The 15,500-nt window shown below is 71.5% G+C and carries 17 protein-coding genes; 10 read left to right on the top strand and 7 right to left on the bottom strand.

Annotation, left to right across the window (positions count from 1 at the left end; genetic code table 11):
- Positions 1–8 precede the first annotated feature (8 nt).
- The 3 genes from OG870_RS44835 (at position 9) to OG870_RS44845 (ending at position 3,627) form a co-directional block, all read left to right on the top strand.
- Positions 9–1,373 carry a phospholipase gene (locus tag OG870_RS44835; protein ID WP_266587690.1) on the top strand — a complete coding sequence of 455 codons (1,365 nt, stop codon included), beginning with the start codon at positions 9–11 and terminating at the stop codon, positions 1,371–1,373.
- 62 nt (positions 1,374–1,435) lie between these two features.
- On the top strand, positions 1,436–2,341 hold the full coding sequence (locus OG870_RS44840; RefSeq protein ID WP_266587692.1) for an aldo/keto reductase: 906 nt from the start codon (positions 1,436–1,438) through the stop codon (positions 2,339–2,341).
- A 260-nt stretch (positions 2,342–2,601) separates the two neighbouring features.
- Positions 2,602–3,627: an alcohol dehydrogenase gene (locus tag OG870_RS44845; RefSeq protein WP_266587694.1), complete on the top strand. Its 1,026-nt coding sequence runs from the start codon at positions 2,602–2,604 to the stop codon at positions 3,625–3,627.
- 121 nt (positions 3,628–3,748) lie between these two features.
- Here the strand turns inward: OG870_RS44845 and OG870_RS44850 are convergent, their stop codons facing one another.
- Positions 3,749–4,207 carry a pyridoxamine 5'-phosphate oxidase family protein gene (locus OG870_RS44850; protein WP_266587696.1) on the bottom strand — a complete coding sequence of 153 codons (459 nt, stop codon included), beginning with the start codon at positions 4,205–4,207 and terminating at the stop codon, positions 3,749–3,751.
- A 150-nt stretch (positions 4,208–4,357) separates the two neighbouring features.
- On the opposite strand from OG870_RS44850, the gene OG870_RS44855 reads away from it, so the two are divergent.
- On the top strand, positions 4,358–4,750 hold the full coding sequence (locus tag OG870_RS44855) for a VOC family protein (RefSeq protein WP_266530922.1): 393 nt from the start codon (positions 4,358–4,360) through the stop codon (positions 4,748–4,750).
- Positions 4,751–4,796: 46 nt separating this feature from the next.
- Entirely contained in the window at positions 4,797–5,876 is a 1,080-nt protein-coding gene (locus OG870_RS44860; protein WP_266530923.1) for an adenosine deaminase, read from the top strand.
- Here the strand turns inward: OG870_RS44860 and OG870_RS44865 are convergent.
- Positions 5,858–6,373 carry a mycothiol transferase gene (locus tag OG870_RS44865; RefSeq protein ID WP_266587698.1) on the bottom strand — a complete coding sequence of 172 codons (516 nt, stop codon included), beginning with the start codon at positions 6,371–6,373 and terminating at the stop codon, positions 5,858–5,860. The two genes, OG870_RS44860 and OG870_RS44865, sit on opposite strands and share 19 nt — an antisense overlap.
- A gap of 17 nt (positions 6,374–6,390) precedes the next feature.
- Positions 6,391–7,284, bottom strand: coding sequence for a LysR substrate-binding domain-containing protein (locus OG870_RS44870; protein ID WP_266530926.1), 894 nt, complete (start codon positions 7,282–7,284; stop codon positions 6,391–6,393).
- A gap of 136 nt (positions 7,285–7,420) precedes the next feature.
- Between OG870_RS44870 and mgrA the strand changes: the two genes are divergently transcribed.
- Entirely contained in the window at positions 7,421–8,413 is a 993-nt protein-coding gene (gene mgrA, locus OG870_RS44875) for an L-glyceraldehyde 3-phosphate reductase (RefSeq protein WP_266841950.1), read from the top strand.
- A 171-nt stretch (positions 8,414–8,584) separates the two neighbouring features.
- Here mgrA and OG870_RS44880 read toward each other — a convergent pair whose 3' ends face one another.
- On the bottom strand, positions 8,585–8,872 hold the full coding sequence (locus tag OG870_RS44880; RefSeq protein ID WP_266530930.1) for a DUF1905 domain-containing protein: 288 nt from the start codon (positions 8,870–8,872) through the stop codon (positions 8,585–8,587).
- A 71-nt stretch (positions 8,873–8,943) separates the two neighbouring features.
- A complete protein-coding gene (locus tag OG870_RS44885) occupies positions 8,944–9,330 on the bottom strand; it encodes a nuclear transport factor 2 family protein (RefSeq protein WP_266587701.1) in 387 nt (128 codons plus the stop codon).
- A gap of 321 nt (positions 9,331–9,651) precedes the next feature.
- Between OG870_RS44885 and OG870_RS44890 the strand changes: the two genes are divergently transcribed.
- The 4 genes from OG870_RS44890 to OG870_RS44905 are packed head-to-tail and all read left to right on the top strand — an operon-like array spanning position 9,652 to position 14,003.
- Complete coding sequence (locus OG870_RS44890) at positions 9,652–10,062, top strand: hypothetical protein (protein ID WP_266587703.1); 411 nt, start codon at positions 9,652–9,654, stop codon at positions 10,060–10,062.
- A 59-nt stretch (positions 10,063–10,121) separates the two neighbouring features.
- Positions 10,122–12,470, top strand: coding sequence for an ABC transporter ATP-binding protein/permease (locus OG870_RS44895; RefSeq protein WP_266530936.1), 2,349 nt, complete (start codon positions 10,122–10,124; stop codon positions 12,468–12,470).
- Between the two features lie 8 nt (positions 12,471–12,478).
- Positions 12,479–13,024: a hypothetical protein gene (locus OG870_RS44900; protein WP_266530940.1), complete on the top strand. Its 546-nt coding sequence runs from the start codon at positions 12,479–12,481 to the stop codon at positions 13,022–13,024.
- Positions 13,014–14,003 (top strand): serine/threonine-protein kinase, encoded by a 990-nt coding sequence (locus OG870_RS44905; RefSeq protein ID WP_266587705.1) that lies wholly within the window; start codon positions 13,014–13,016, stop codon positions 14,001–14,003. The genes OG870_RS44900 and OG870_RS44905 overlap by 11 nt, the downstream gene beginning before the upstream one ends.
- On the opposite strand, the gene OG870_RS44910 is transcribed toward OG870_RS44905, so the two are convergent.
- Positions 14,000–14,149, bottom strand: a complete 150-nt coding sequence (locus tag OG870_RS44910; protein WP_266587707.1) for a hypothetical protein — start codon at positions 14,147–14,149, stop codon at positions 14,000–14,002. The genes OG870_RS44905 and OG870_RS44910 overlap by 4 nt on opposite strands.
- Positions 14,149–15,426, bottom strand: coding sequence for a streptophobe family protein (locus tag OG870_RS44915; protein ID WP_266587708.1), 1,278 nt, complete (start codon positions 15,424–15,426; stop codon positions 14,149–14,151). Before OG870_RS44915 ends, OG870_RS44910 begins: the two co-directional genes overlap by 1 nt.
- Positions 15,427–15,500: the final 74 nt, after the last annotated feature.

The raw sequence follows: 15,500 nt of genomic DNA on the forward strand, positions 1-15,500 counted from the left end.
GCATCACCATGCGCACCCCCCACGCCCTGCTCGCCACGACCGCGGCGCTCGCCGCCACGGTCGTGGCACCCCCGGCCCACGCGACCGCCGCGGTCCCGTCGCCGGGCGCCTACTACCTCCAGAGCGCCACGACCGGGCTCGACGCCGCCGACAACGCGGGAGCCGTCGAACAACACAGACCCAAGGGCGACGAGGACCACCAGAAGTGGAGACTGACGCCGAACGGTTCCTCGTACGTCCTGGAAAGCACCGACACCGCGGGCAGCTGCCTCGGCCGCTTGGGCGACCAGGCCCGCACCCTCGCCTGCGCCAGCGCCGACGCAGCCTGGGAGATCACTCCGTCCGGCGCCGACCAGTACACACTGAAGGCCCCGGGCGCCGAGCGGTATCTCACGGTCGCCGCCAAGCTCTCCGGCGGCAACTACCCCGCCCAGCTGACGATCGGCACGGCCGGCGGCCTCGCCGCCTGGTACCTCACCCCCGTCACCCCGACGACCGCCCCCATGCCGCCCCAGGACCAACGCACCCTGGACCAGGTCACGTTCCTCACCGCGCACAACGCCTACGCCAACGGGGTCGACGGCGGTTTCGCCCCGCCCTTCGTCAACTTCTTCCCCAACCAGGCACGCGGCATCGACCGCCAACTCACCGATGGCGTCCGGGGTTTCATGCTGGACATCCACCAGACCCCGGACGGCGCGATCCTCTGCCACGACAGCTGCACCCTGGTCAGCAGGCCGGTCGCCCTGTGGGTCGACCTCCAGCGCATGGTCGACTTCCTCAAGGCGCACCCCGACCAGTTCGTCACCGTGTTCCTGGAGGACTACGTCGACCCCGGCGTCCTCAGGTCCGAACTCGCCCGCGTCAACGGCCTGTCCGACGTCCTCTACCGACCGGACCGCACCGGCGTCCGGCAGAGCGGCTGGCCGAAGCTGTCCGACCTGATCGCCGCCAACCAGCGGCTGCTGATCTTCACCGACCACAGCCGCTCCGCCGACGAGTCGGCGGGCCTCACCCGTGACAGCTTCGGCGTGATGTACCAGCGCGAATGGACCGTGGAGAACTACTGGTCGATGGGCTCGGGTATCGGCTCATCCGACTGGTCCTGCTACAGCCGCTGGTACGCCGCCGACACCAACGTCCCCCTGACCCGCACGGAGTCCGGCTTCCGCCCGCTCTTCGTCATGAACCACTTCCGTGACGCGGCCGTCGCCGCCACCGCGACGACCGACAACACCAAACTCACCGACCGGGCCCGGCGGTTCTGCCAGCCGGCCGCGCGCAAGAAGCCCAACTTCCTGGCCGTGGACCGCTACGACCTCGGCGACCCGGCCGCCGCCGTGAACACCCTGAGCACCTACACGTATCCGTAGATACGTACAGGCGTCCGTAAAATGGCCGCGGCCGGGTCCGACACATGTGCGAGACTCCGCCGATGACCTCCGAAACGATCACCGCGGACGCCGCGGGCACCTGGAAAATCGCCGACCTCACCGTCAGCCGCATAGGCTTCGGGGCCATGCGGCTGACGGGCACCGCCGCCTTCCACCTCGGCACCCCGACCAACCGGGAACGCTCGATCGCGGTGCTGCGCAGGGCGATCGAACTGGGCGTCAACCACATCGACACGGCTGCCTTCTACTTCTCGCAGCTGCGCTCGGCGAACGAGATCATCAACAGCGCCCTGGCCCCGTACCCGGACGACCTCCTCATCGCAGCCAAGGTCGGCCCCTACCGCGACTACTACGGCGAGTGGGGCACCTCCGCCCGCCCCGACCAACTGCGCGGCCACGTCGAGGAGAACCTGCGTCAGCTCGGCCGGGACCACCTCGACCTGGTGTATCTGCGCCGCATGCGCCAGGAGTCCGTCGCCGAGCACTTCGGCGCCCTGGCCGAACTGCGTGAGGCGGGCCTGGTCCGGCACCTGGGCCTGTCCGACGTCGAGCCCCACCACCTCGCCGAGGCGCAGGCGATCGCACCGGTGTCGGCCGTCGAGAACCGCTTCGGCCTGGACTCCCACAACCCCGCCACGGACGAACTCCTGCGTGTCTGCGGCGAACAGGGCATCGCCTTCGTGCCGTTCTACGCTGTCGCGGGCAAGCAGGGACCGCAGGCCGCCGCCGACAGTCACGACGAAGAGGTGCTCGCGGTCGCCCGCGCCCACGACGCGACCCCCACCCAGGTCCGGATCGCCTGGACCCTCCACCAGGGCCCGCACGTCCTCGCCATCCCCGGCACGAGCAACCCCGACCACCTTGCCGAGAACGTCGCGGCAGGCGCGCTGCGACTGACGGACGACGAACTGCGACGCCTCGACGCCCTGCACCACGCGGCGGGCTGACGCCACCGGGCGGCCACGCCGCCCGGGCGATCTCGGCGACGATGCCGACGGTGGCGTCGTCGCCCCGCTCGCTCGGTGCGAGAACTTCCGCCGGCTTCCAAGGAGTAGTAGAAGCCATACGTGTGCGCACCGCCCGTACGTCGGGTCTCCGACCGGTCCACGGCCGGGCGGCCACGCCTTCGCCCAGCCGCTCGGCGCGCGCGACAGTTCCACAGCTGGTGTGCTGGTTCAGAAGCATTCCGCACTTTCGGGAGAGGTAGATGAGCACCTACCGAGTCGCCCAGGTCGTCGCCGCAGGAGAGCCCTTCCAGATCGTCGAACGTGAAGTGCCGAGGCCGGGACCCGGCCATGTGCGGATCGCCGTGGAGGCGTGCGGGATCTGCCACAGCGACACCGTTTTCGTGAACGCCTTGCTGCCGGGGGTCCGCTTCCCGGTGGTGCCCGGGCACGAGAGCGCCGGGCGGATCGAGGAACTCGGCGACGGAGCCGGGGACATGGGCTGGCAGGTGGGCGACCGGGTGGCCGTCGGCTGGTTCGGCGGCAGCTGCGGCCACTGCGGGCAGTGCCGGCGGGGCGACTTCATCGTCTGCGACAACCTGAAGGTGCCCGGATGGGCCTACGACGGCGGTTTCGCCGAATCGATGATCGCGCCGGTCGACGCACTGGCACGCATCCCCGACGCCCTCTCGGCGACCGACGCGGGACCCATGGCATGCGCGGGCGTCACCGTGTTCAACGGGCTGCGGCGCAGTTCCGCGCTCCCCGGTGACCTGGTCGGAGTGCTGGGCCTCGGCGGACTCGGTCACCTGGGCGTGCAGTACGCGGTGGCGATGGGCTTCGAGACCGTGGCGATCGCCCGCGGGGCCGACAAGGCGGACTTCGCCAAACAGCTCGGCGCCCACCACTACGTCGACAGCACCGCGGACATCCCCGTCGCGGAGGCGCTGCGGTCCCTCGGCGGCGCCAGGGTCGTCCTCGCCACCGCCAGCAACTCGGCCGCCATCACGGCCACCGTCGAGGGGCTGTCGCCCCGGGGCGAGCTGGTCGTCATCGGGGCCGATGCGCAACCCCTGGGCATCAACCCCAACCAGCTGCTGATGAGCGGCAAAATCATCCGTGGTCACCCCTCCGGTACCGCCCAGGACGTGCAGGACACCATGGCGTTCAGCGCCCTGCACGCCATCCGCCCGATGGTCGAGACCGTGCCCCTGGAGCAGGCCGACGCCGCCTACCGCAGGATGCTCTCCGGCGGCGCCCGCTTCCGGATGGTGCTCACCAACCGCTGACAGATGTCCGACCACTGCCACGCCACGCCCACGGCGAGGGTCACGGTCACGGCCATGGCGAAGGCGGCCGCTTCACGGCGAGCGCGGACGCCTCAGGCCGGCCACGACGCGAGCGGCCGCCTCAGACCACCCACGCGCCGTCCCTCATCAGGTGCCGCTTCGCCAGCTCGCGTTGCTCGTGCCAGGCCTGGACCGCGTAGGGCCGCACGCGAAAGAAGGCGTACGAAGCGCTGTCCTGCCGGGGATCCCAGCCCGTCTTGGCGAGGAACGCCTCGGCCGCCGCGCCCGGCACCTCCCGCAGGGTGCAGGTCTCGACATCCCCGTCGATGAGCACCACGTCCCGGGTGTCCCCGAACGCCAGCCGGGCCCGGCGGCCGTCCCGCAGATTGCGGCCGGTCGGATTCGTCGTGCGGGTCACCAGCCACACGGACTCGGCGTGCCACACGAACCACAGCGGGACCAGGCACGGCAGCCCGTCGGCGTCCGCCGAGGCCACCCAGATGTCGATCTCCTTCTGCAGTCGGCGCAGGACGTCCTGCCTGCGCTCTCGGGGGTCGCGCGGGGGCGTGTCGATCTTCATGGCCGGGACGCTAGCCGGTCGACGCCGGCCCGCGCCTCGGTCCTGGGTCCGGCCTGGGCTCGTACGCGGGTCCTAGGTCCGGACGTGACTGGCGTCAGGCGCGTTTTACGTATAACCTCTCCCGTCAATCACCCCTTGCGGAAGGCACCGATGAGACGCGTCGCCCTGGTCACCCTCGTCGTCGGCGACTACGACGAGGCGATCCGCCACTACACCGAGGCCCTCGGATTCCGGCTCGTCGAGGACGCGCCCCGCCCGGACGGCTCCCGCTGGGTCGTCGTCGAGCCCGGTGCCGACGGGCAGGGCACCGGCCTGCTGCTCGCCCGGGCCAAGGACGAGGCGCAGCGCGGCCGGATCGGGGACCAGACCGGTGGGCGCGTCGGGTTCTTCCTGCACACCGACGACTTCGCCCGCGACCACGCCCGCATGCTCGCCGCCGGCGTGACCTTCCTGGAGGAGCCTCGGCATGAGCCGTACGGCTCGGTCGCCGTCTTCCAGGACATGTACGGCAACCGCTGGGACCTGCTCCAGCCCGCCGGCTGACCGCCGCCCCCCACCACCCCGATCGCCCCGCCAGGAAAGACGCACCATGACCGCTACGCGCGTAGATCCCGCCATCATCCGCCGGCTGCCCAAGGCCGTCCTGCACGACCACCTCGACGGCGGCCTGCGCCCCGCCACCGTGGTGGAGCTCGCGGACGCGGTCGGCCACACCCTGCCCACCACCGACCCGGACGAACTCGCCGCCTGGTACTTCGAGGCCGCCAACTCCGGCGACCTGGTGCGCTACATAGCCACCTTCGAGCACACGCTCGCCGTCATGCAGACCCGCGAGGGCCTGCTGCGCACGGCCGAGGAGTACGTGCTCGACCTGGCCGCGGACGGCGTCGTGTACGGCGAGGTGCGCTACGCCCCCGAGCTGAACACGAACGGCGGGCTGACCCTCCCCGAGGTCGTCGAGACCGTCCAGGAAGGGCTCGCGGCGGGCATGGTGAAGGCGGCCGCGGCCGGCACTCCGGTCCGGGTCGGCACCCTGCTGTGCGGCATGCGGATGTTCGGCCGTGTGCGCGAGGCCGCCGATCTCGCCGTCGCCTTCCGGGACGCCGGTGTCATCGGCTTCGACATCGCCGGCGCCGAGGACGGCTTCCCGCCCGCCGACCACCTCGACGCTTTCGAGCACCTGCGCCGCGAGAACGTCCCGTTCACCATCCACGCAGGTGAGGCGCACGGACTGCCCAGCATCCACCAGGCACTCCAGGTGTGCGGCGCCCAGCGCATCGGCCACGGCGTGCGCATCACCGAGGACATCCCCGACCTCGCGGCCGGCAAGCTCGGCCGGCTCGCGGGCTGGATTCGGGACCGCCGGATCGCCCTGGAGATGTGCCCGACGTCCAACCTCCAGACGGGCGCCGCGACGTCGATCGCCGAGCACCCGATCACGGCCCTGAAGGACCTCGGCTTCCGCGTCACCCTCAACACCGACAACCGTCTGGTGTCGGGCACGACGATGACCCGCGAGATGTCCCTGCTGGTGGAGCAGGCGGACTGGACGGTCGAGGACCTGCGCACGGTGACGGTGAACGCGCTGAAGAGCGCGTTCATCCCGTTCGACGAGCGCAGGGCCCTCATCGAGGACGTCGTCCTGCCGGGCTACGAAGCGGCGCTCTGAATCAACCCCCGTACATAGGCGGCCTGTCCGACGTGCTGGAGATCGTCGGACAGGACACTGATCAGCCGCACACCCAGGGTGACCGGCGGATCCCAGCGTTCGTCGACGACGCGCTCCAGGTCGCCGGCGGCCACCGCGCGCAGAGCGCCGAGGCTCTGCTCGTGGACGGCGTCGTAATAGCCGGTCAGCAGGTCACCGGAGTCGACCCGCACCTTGGCGACCTGAGCGGAGCTGTGCCCGTAACCGGTGTCGCGGCGCGGCAGATCCAGCCCGAAGCGCTTCTCCCAGTCCTGCGTGAGCCACACCTGGTCGAGCCCGAAGGCGCCGGCGACGTGGTCGTCCTGGACGCGGGTGAGGTGCCAGACCAGCCAGGCCACGGAGTTGGCGTCTTCGGAGGGGCGGGCGTTCAGGGCGTCCGGGCCCAGGCCTTCGACGGCGGCGTGGACTTCTTCCTGGATGCGGTTGAACGCGTCGATGAGGATGTCCTTGGCATGCATGCATCCACCATCGCGCATCACACTCCGTCCTGCGTCCCCTGTTCCAGAAGTGCCATCAGCGCCCGGGCCGCCGGACTGGTCGCCTGCTGCGGCGGAAGCAGTGCCACGGTCTCGTAGACCGTCTCGCCCGTGCCCTTCACCTGCAGGGCGGTCAGCGCCTCGCGCTTGTGCCGGAAGTGCCGGGGCACGACGGCGATGCCGAGGTTCTCGTCCACCAGGTCCAGCAGGCTGTGCACGTCGTTGACCTCCAGCGCGACGGTGCGCCGTACGCCCGCCGCGGCGAAGGCCCCGTCGGTCGTGCGGCGCGGCCCCCAGTCCGGGTGGAAGTCCACGAACACCTCGCCGCCGAGGTCGTCCGGCGTAACCGCCGCACCGCCGGTCGCCAGGCGGTGGGTCGGGTGGCACAGCACGGTCATCGGCTCGGCGGTCAGTGACACCGAGCGCAGCTGGTCGGTGTCGGCCTGGGTCCGGTAGGCGAAGGCCAGGTCAAGGCGTCCGGCCGCGACCTCCTCCGCCAGCGCGCCCGAGCCCGCCTGCCGCAGCCGTATCTCCACGTCCGGGTGGCACCGCCGGAAGGCGGCGAGCAGCCCCGCCACATGCACTCCCGCGATGCACTGCTCGGTGCCCAGCGCGAGCGTGCCGCGCAGCACGCCCTGTACGGCCGCGACCGCCTCGTGGGCGGACCGCACCTGGGCCAGGATCCGCTCCGCCTCACCCAGCAGCGCGCGCCCGGCCTCCGTGAGGGTCACGCGGCGCGTCGTGCGCACGAACAGGGGGGTTTGCAGCTCCCGCTCCAGCGCCCGGATCGAGGCCGACAGGCCCGACTGGGACACCATCAGCCGTTCCGCCGCCCGGGTGAAGTGCTGGTCCTCGGCGACGGCGACGAAGTGCTGGAGGTGGCGCAGTTCCATGATTGAGAAGACTATCCGCTGAGTTCCATCGGATTCTCCTGTTGGACCACTGCCCGCAGGTCGCGAAAGAGTGGGTGCTGGTTTCCCATACGTTCCAGGAACCGGACATTCGTGTGCCAACCCCTCTGGAGTCGCGTTGTACACCGCACACCCCGACCGCTACGCGGACCTGCCCTACCGGCGCACCGGACGCAGCGGCCTGAAGCTTCCCGCGATCTCGCTCGGCCTGTGGCACAACTTCGGCCCCGACCGCCCCGCCGAGACCCAGCGGGCCATCCTGCGCCGCGCCTTCGACCTCGGCGTGACCCACTTCGACCTGGCCAACAACTACGGCCCGCCGCCCGGCGCCGCCGAGTCCGCGCTCGGCGAGGCGCTGAAGGCGGACTTCGCGGATTACCGCGACGAACTGGTGATCTCCACGAAGGCCGGCTACCTGATGTGGCCCGGACCGTACGGCGAGTGGGGCTCCCGCAAGTACCTGCTGTCCTCGCTGGACCAGAGCCTGAAGCGGATGGGCCTGGACTACGTCGACATCTTCTACTCGCACCGGCCGGACCCGGAGACTCCCCTTGAGGAGACGATGGGTGCCCTGCACTCGGCGGTCCAGCAGGGCAAGGCGCTCTACGTCGGCATCTCCAACTACTCGGCGGAGCAGACCCGAGAGGCCGCCCGCATCCTCGGCGAGCTGGGCACCCCGCTGCTCATCCACCAGCCGCGCTACTCGATGCTGGACCGCCGCCCCGAGGACGGGGGCCTACTGGACGCCCTCGACGAGCTGCAGGTCGGCTCGATCGTCTTCTCGCCGCTGGAGCAGGGTCTGCTCTCCTCCCGCTACCTCGACGGCATCCCGGAGGACTCGCGAGCGGCGAGCGACAGCCCCTTCCTGAACTCGGACGCGGTCACCGAGGACCTGGTGGGCAAGCTGCGCGCACTCGACGAGATCGCCAAGGGTCGTGGCCAGACCCTGGCCCAGCTGGCCCTGGCCTGGGTGCTGCGCGGCGGCCGGGTGACCTCCGCACTGGTCGGTGCGAGCAGCCCGCAGCAGATCGAGGACAGCGTCGCGGCCACGCGCAACCTGGATTTCGACGCCGACGAACTGGCCCGCATCGACGCGATCGTCACGCGGTAGGGCGCCCGCTGACGCCCCGGAGGCGGGCTGCCGCCTCCGGGGCGGCGGGGAGGGCAGTGCGCAGGGCGTCCGCACGCCCTCGTACCACGGCGGGACGCCGCCGGGACCGGCCGCCGGCTGTCGGCGCCGCACCCCGGCGCTATCCGGAGGCCGCTAGGAGCTGGTCGGCCGCTAGGAGCTGAGCCGCTCCTCCAGATGCACGGTGACCGTGTCGCCCTCGCCCTTCCCGATGGTCTTGCGGAGGTCGGCCTTCACCGGCAGCTTGTGCGTGCCGTCCCCCAGGGCCATGAACGAGCTGCGGAACGGGTGTCCGTCGATCGTGCCGCGGACCTTGACGAGTCCCCGGGTGCCGAAGAACTCGACGCTCCTCGGCCAGACGAGGTAGGTCCAACCGCCCTCGTTCGAGCTCTTCCGCAGGACGGCGGTGAACTCCTCGTCCAGCTTGGCGGTCGTGGTCATGATGGCTCCTTCGCTCGCGGTGGCCGGTCACTTCTGGAGACCACCGCGAGCGCGGAAACTCATCGCGGAACTCAGGCCCCTGCGGGCACCCGGTCCAGAAAGCCGAGCACGGACCGGATCCGGCCGTCCGCCTCCAGCGTGATCACATCGAAGCCGGCGACGGGCGCGGCGCCTGTGCCGGCCTCGCTGACCAGTTCCCAGGAGAAGCGCGCCGTGTCGTGGTGGCCGTCCACGGCGCCGGTCTGCCGGAAGGCGAACCCCGGGAACTGCTCATGCGCCGCCACGATCAGGGCGGCGATCTGCTCGTGCCCGCCGACGTCGGCGAGCGGGTCGGTGTAACTGCCGTCCGGAGTCCAGGCGGCGGCCACCGCCTTGGCCAGCTCCTCGGGCTCGCTCGCGTTCCAAGCCTCGAAGTAACGGGCGACGGCGCTTTCGTAACGGTCGGTGTTCGCGGACATGGCGATCAGCCTCCATCGAGGTCGTCATTGCTGGTCAGGTCCCGGATTCGCGCTCCGGCGACCCGGTACGCCAACCATGCCCGCAGCGCCGCGCACCGTCGATTACCCCTCGGGTAATGGCGGCACTCGCCGGAATTCGGCCAACTGCCCTGCTGAATATGCCAGGAGACTGGCCGGAAAGTTGTGGTGACAGTGTTTCAGTAGTGAACATACTCAACACTGTGGAACTTCACGGCGAGCAAAGGCGCCGTCACGCACAGCACATGAGCCGCATCGAAAGTGAGGACAGCCGACAGGCGAACGAGCAGCGGGGGAGAGAACGTGCACGACGAGTTCTTATGCCACGTCACAGCGTACGGCGCCTGCGGAGGCGAGCGTATAGGGGTGCCTTTAGGCACGTACCGGGCCCCGACCCTCGCCCTCGCCCTGTGGTGGCTGCGCGATCGCGCGAACTGGATCGCCGATCGCCTCGATCCGCAGCCGGAGGCGGAGCACTTCCCGGCGAGTTCGCTCGTGCCGGTCGCCCACACCGTGCCCGACGTGCCGGCCGTACTGCGCGCGTGGTGCACCAGTGATGACCAGCAGGAGTCAGTCGCCTACGAGTTGGCGGCCGGACGCCTGATGCGCGTGGTGACCAACGATGACACCACCGAGTACGAACTCCTCGCCGAGTCCGTCGACGCCCTGCGTATGCAGCGGACCGCACCGGGGCTCTTCCTGCCCGTCGGCTGACCGATGGCTGCGCCAGCCGCATCAGGCGCACATGTGGACGAATCGGTAGAATCCCGGTCATGACAGAGCGGCCGGTCGCACCGTCCGCGCCCGAACTCGTCGTGGAGACCGAGGCGGGCTCCACGGTGATGAGTCCGGGCCGCGACTACCGCGTCGGACGCGACCCGTTGTGCGACATCGTCATCGACGATGCGAGGGTCTCGTGGCACCACGCGGTACTGCGCCCCGACGCCGATCACTGGACCCTGGAGGACGAGAACAGTACCAACGGCACCTTCACCGACGGCCGCCGCGTCCGGGCGTGGGGCGTGGGTCCCGGCAGCGTGATCCACTTCGGCAACCCGTCCGACGGCCCGCGCGCCGTCCTGACCCGCGCTGCAACGCCGGCCCCCGAGCGCCCCTCGGCGGCTTCCGCGGTGTCGATGCCGGGCCTGACCGGCACCTTCCGGCGGCCGACCAGCGTACGGCCGCTGCCCGCCCGCACCGTCCGCATCGGCCGCGCCGCCGAGAACGACCTGGTCATCGACGACCTGGTCGTCTCACGCCGGCACGCCGAACTGCGCGCCCTGCCCGAGGGGGCGTACGAGATCGCCGACCTGGGCAGCCACAACGGCACGTTCCTCAACGGCTCGCCCGTCACCGTCGCCCCGATCGGCCCCGGCGACATCGTCGGCATCGGCCACTCGGCGTTCTGCCTGGTCGGCGACCAGCTGCAGGAGTACGTCGACACCGGCGAGGTCTCCCTGGACGTCCAGGACCTCACGGTGGCCGTCGACCGCGGCCGCAGGACCCTCCTCGACCACGTGTCCTTCCCGGTGGGGCAGAAGTGCCTGCTGGCGGTCGTGGGCCCGAGCGGCGCCGGCAAGTCCACACTCCTGAACGCCCTGACCGGCCAGCGGCCCGCCGACCACGGCACCGTCCTCTACGACGGCCGCGACCTCTACCGCGACTACGCCGAGCTGCGCCAGCGCATCGGCCTGGTCCCGCAGGACGACATCCTGCACGCCCAGCTGACCGTCCGCAGCGCCCTGTCCTACGCCGCCGAGCTGCGCTTCCCGCAGGACACAGCGAAGGCCGAGCGCCGAGCCCGGGTCGACGAGGTCATCCGCGAACTGGGCCTGGAACAGCGCGCCGGCCAACCCGTGCACAGCCTGTCCGGCGGGCAGCGCAAGCGGGTCAGCGTGGCCCTGGAACTGCTGACCAAGCCGTCGCTGCTCTTCCTCGACGAGCCGACCTCGGGTCTGGACCCGGGCATGGACCGCTCGGTGATGCACATGCTGCGCGGCCTCGCCGACGACGGCCGGACCGTCATCGTCGTCACCCACAGCGTGCTCAGCCTCGACGTCTGCGACCGGCTCCTCGTACTCGCCCCCGGCGGCAGGATCGCCTACTACGGCCCGCCCGAGGACGCCCTCGCGTTCTTCGGCTTCGAGCAGTGGCCGGAGGCCTTCGAGTCCTTCGAACGGGACCACGACCGGGACTGGGCGGGCGACTTCCGCGTCTCGCCCTTCCATCGCCACTACGTCAGCGAGGCGACGGCACAGCCCCGCGTGTCCCGCTCGGGCCCGGTCGTCATCACCGCACCGCCCCGCCCGCGCAGCCGGGGCGCCCAACTCGGCACCCTGGTGCGCCGCTACGCCAGCGCGCTCGGCGCCGACCGCACCTTCCTCGCCATCATGATCGCCCTGCCCTTCGTGATGGGCGCCATGGCCCGCGCCCTGGCCGGCAGCAAACTGACGCAGTCGACGGCCATGAACGCGTTGCTCATCCTCTGCGTCGGCGGAGTCCTCACCGGCGCCGCGAACGCCGTGCGCGAACTCGTCAAGGAACGCACCATCTACCAGCGCGAGCGGGCCGTCGGCCTGTCCAGATCGGCGTACCTGATGTCGAAGGTCGTCGTGCTGGGCACGATCACCGTGCTGCAGGCCGTGGTGCTGAGCCTGGTGGCCCTCCTCGGCGTCGACCTCAACGCGCCCGGCGGCGAAGGCGTGTTGATGCCGCCCCTTGTCGAAATCACCGTCGCGGTCGCCCTGCTGGCGTTCACCGCGATGATGCTCGGCCTGCTGGTGTCCGCGCTGGTGCGCAAGGAGGAGGTGACGATGCCGCTGCTGGTGCTGCTGGCCATCGTCCAAGTCGTCTTCTGCGGCGCCCTGTTGAAGCTCAACGGCGTGCCCGGTCTGGAGCAGCTGTCCTGGCTGGTGCCCTCGCGGTGGGCGCTCGGCGCGATGGCAGGCACGGTCGGGCTGGCGCGGATCGTGCCGGGCGACCTGACCGGCGATCCGCTGTTCAGGCACTCGGCCGGGGTGTGGCTGCTGAACATCGCCATGCTGGTGGTGCTCTCCGCGGTCTTCGGCTTCGGGGTGTCCCGGCTGCTGCGCCGGCACGAGCCCGTCGTGATGCGGAAGTAGGAGCCGCGATGACCAACCCCGGCTTCCGGCCCACCCACGTCGTCCCCCAGCACGGCATGCCCGCCTGGGAGACCCCCGATCCGGCACGGCCCGCCGTGCCCCTCGACCCGCTCCTGCCGGTCCAGCTCGTCGAGCGGCGCGGCGACTGGGGTCACGTCCTGTGCGCCAACGGCTGGTCCGCGTGGGTCGACGGCCGCTTCCTGGTCGCCGTACCGCAGGACCCGCCCGCCACCGGCGGCCCCCAGGCCCGCACCGCCGACCCCCGGCCCCTGCTCGCGGGCACGGAACAGACCCTGGCCCGCTACCGGGCCGCCGTCGAGGAACTGGCACGCGGCAGTCTCGACGGCGAGTCCTTCCGCGCCCGCACGCAGGGACTGCGCGTCGGCCTCGTCGTCGACGGCGAGTCCGTCTGGCTCTACGACACCGACCGCAGCCAGTGGGTGTACGGCGACGGGACCCGCCTGAGCACCTACGCCACCGACGACGAACCCCGCGCCGCGGCCGCGGACCCCGGCCACGCCCCCACCCAGGTCGTGACACCCGATGGCCCGTGACACGAGCCTCTTCTCGGGCCGCCCCTCCGAACTGCTCGGCAGACAGGTCGCCGGCTACCGCATCGAGCGCGAGATCGGCCGCGGCGGCATGGCCGTCGTCTACCGCGCCCGCGACCTGCGCCTGGACCGGACGGTCGCGCTCAAGCTGCTCGCGCCGGACCTCGCCCGCAACGACACCTTCCGTCTCCGCTTCACCCACGAGTCCCGGGCAGCCGCGGCGATCGACCACCCGCACATCGTGCCGGTCTTCGAGGCGGGCGAGACGGACGGCCTGCTGTACATCGCCATGCGCTACGTCGAGGGCAGCGACCTGCGTCATCTCCTCGACCGGCGGGGCCCGCTCGCGCCCGCGACCGCGCTGCGCATCGCCGCGCAGATCGCCTCCGCGCTCGACGCGGCCCACGAGCACGGGCTGGTCCACAGGGACGTGAAGCCCGGCAACATCCTGGTCGCCCGCGGCACCGACAGCGACCACCCCGAGCACGCCTACCTCACCGACTTCGGCCTGACGAAGAAGTCGCTGTCCCTGACCGGCTTCACCAGCGTCGGCCAGTTCGTCGGCACCCTCGACTACGTGGCTCCCGAGCAGATCTCCGGGCGGCCCGTCGACGGACGCTGTGACGTCTACGGTTTCGCCTGTGTCGTGTACGAGTGCCTGGCGGGCCGTCCGCCCTTCCTGCGCGACGACGACATGGCCCTGCTGTGGGCCCACCAGTACGACGAGCCGCCCCGGCTGACGGAGTCCCGCCCCGACCTCGCTCCTGAGGCCGACGCCGTGTTCACCCGGGCCCTGGCCAAGACCCCGGACGACCGCCACGACTCCTGCCTGGCGTTCGTCGCCGCCCTGCGCACCGCCGTGACCGGCACGCCGGGCACCGGCCATCCGCCGACGGAGGTCGACCTGCGGGTGGCCCGCGCGGGCGAGGGCCGCCCCGAACCGCCACCGCACTGGGCGGAACCGGTCTTCCCGAGCCGCTAGCTCTCCCGGCCGAGCCCGCCGAGCAGCAGGCGGCGTGGCACGGCCTTGCGCCGGCCGACGCGCCGGCCCACGGCGACTCGTGCGACGACGTCCTCGTACGTGACGGATCCGCACGAGCCTTCCGCCCTGACTCCCATGTACGGCATCACGCTTCCCCCTTCTCTTCAGTCGCCCCCCGCCGCCGCACCGGCCTCGCCAGCAGCGCACCGAGGAAGCCGGTCACCAGCCCCCACAGCACGGCGAAACCCAGCGCGGTCCACACCTTCGGCTGCAGAGACAGGTCCCCGCCCAGATCTCCGCCCAGGTCCCCGATGCCGAGGACGGACAGCCCGTAGTGGGCGGAGATGCGGCCCACCAGGCAGATCATGAGCACCGTCAGCACGAGGGCGACGGCCATGTGCAGGGCGTGCTGCCAGGCCTTCGTCCGGGCCGGGGAGCGGGCCGCCATCACGAACGCGGCGGCCAGCAGCAGCACCGCGTCCACGGCCAGGAGCCACCACACCCGGCCGTCGTGCTCGGCGAGCGTGCGGAGGTTGAGCGTGGAGACGTCCTTGGTGCGCAGCACCTCGTCGAGCACATGCGGCATGGGCAGCCCGAACGGCCCCTGCACCCGCCCGGTCCAGGTGGCGCCGAGCCCGAGCGTGAGCGCCAGCCATGTCAGGTTCGGCATGCCCAGCAGGATGACCGCGAAGGTCTCCGCGGCGTGGCCGCGGGTCACCATGACGACCAGCGCGATGACGACGCCCAGGGCGACGAACGCGAGCAGCAGGACGACCATGGCGTACGCGGCCGGCCGCACCGACTCCTGGAAGCGCAGCAGACGGCCCGGCAGCGGTGCCCCGCGCGAGACCAGCAGCGCCAGCACCAGCACACCCGCCAGCCACAGCAGGCCGAAGACGAGGGTCAGCGGCACGTCCGTCCGGAAGCCGACTTTCGGGGACACCCCGAACAGGTCGCCGAGATCGCTGATGGTCCCCTCACCGAGGGAGAGCGAGAAGGTCTGCCGGGCTCCGAAGGCCAGGCCGAGCAACGCGAGCAGCCAGAGGGCCGCGACCCTGGCGGCCCAGCCCGCCAGCTCCGGGGCGCCGGCGACCGCCCGGTGGCGCAGCGGACGCAGGAACGCCGCCGCGAGGACGAGGGCCCCGGTCAGCGTGACCGACAGCGGGATCACGGTCAGTCCGGCCGCGGACTCGGCGAGCGCGCCGGCGTTCCCGGAGAGCTCGATCGTGCCGCCGACGGCCGTGACGACGGTCGCCGCGACGACCCTGGGGAACGCGCCGTCCGGGAGGTCGCCCGCGCCCGCCGCCCACAGCCCGAGGGCGGCCACCACCCCCATGGCGATGAGCGCGGCCAGTACGGCTGCGAGGGCCTGCACCCAGCCGTGGCGGGCGGCGACGGAGGCGGAGGGGGGTCGCGGGCTCACCCTCGCCACGCTAAGCAGCGCCCGCACGCCCCGCCCGCCGGGAGGGCCGTCCGCGTCGGCTTGCGGGCGGCACG

It is taken from the genome of Streptomyces sp. NBC_00461, assembly GCF_036013935.1.
Classification (GTDB): Bacteria; Actinomycetota; Actinomycetes; order Streptomycetales; family Streptomycetaceae; genus Streptomyces.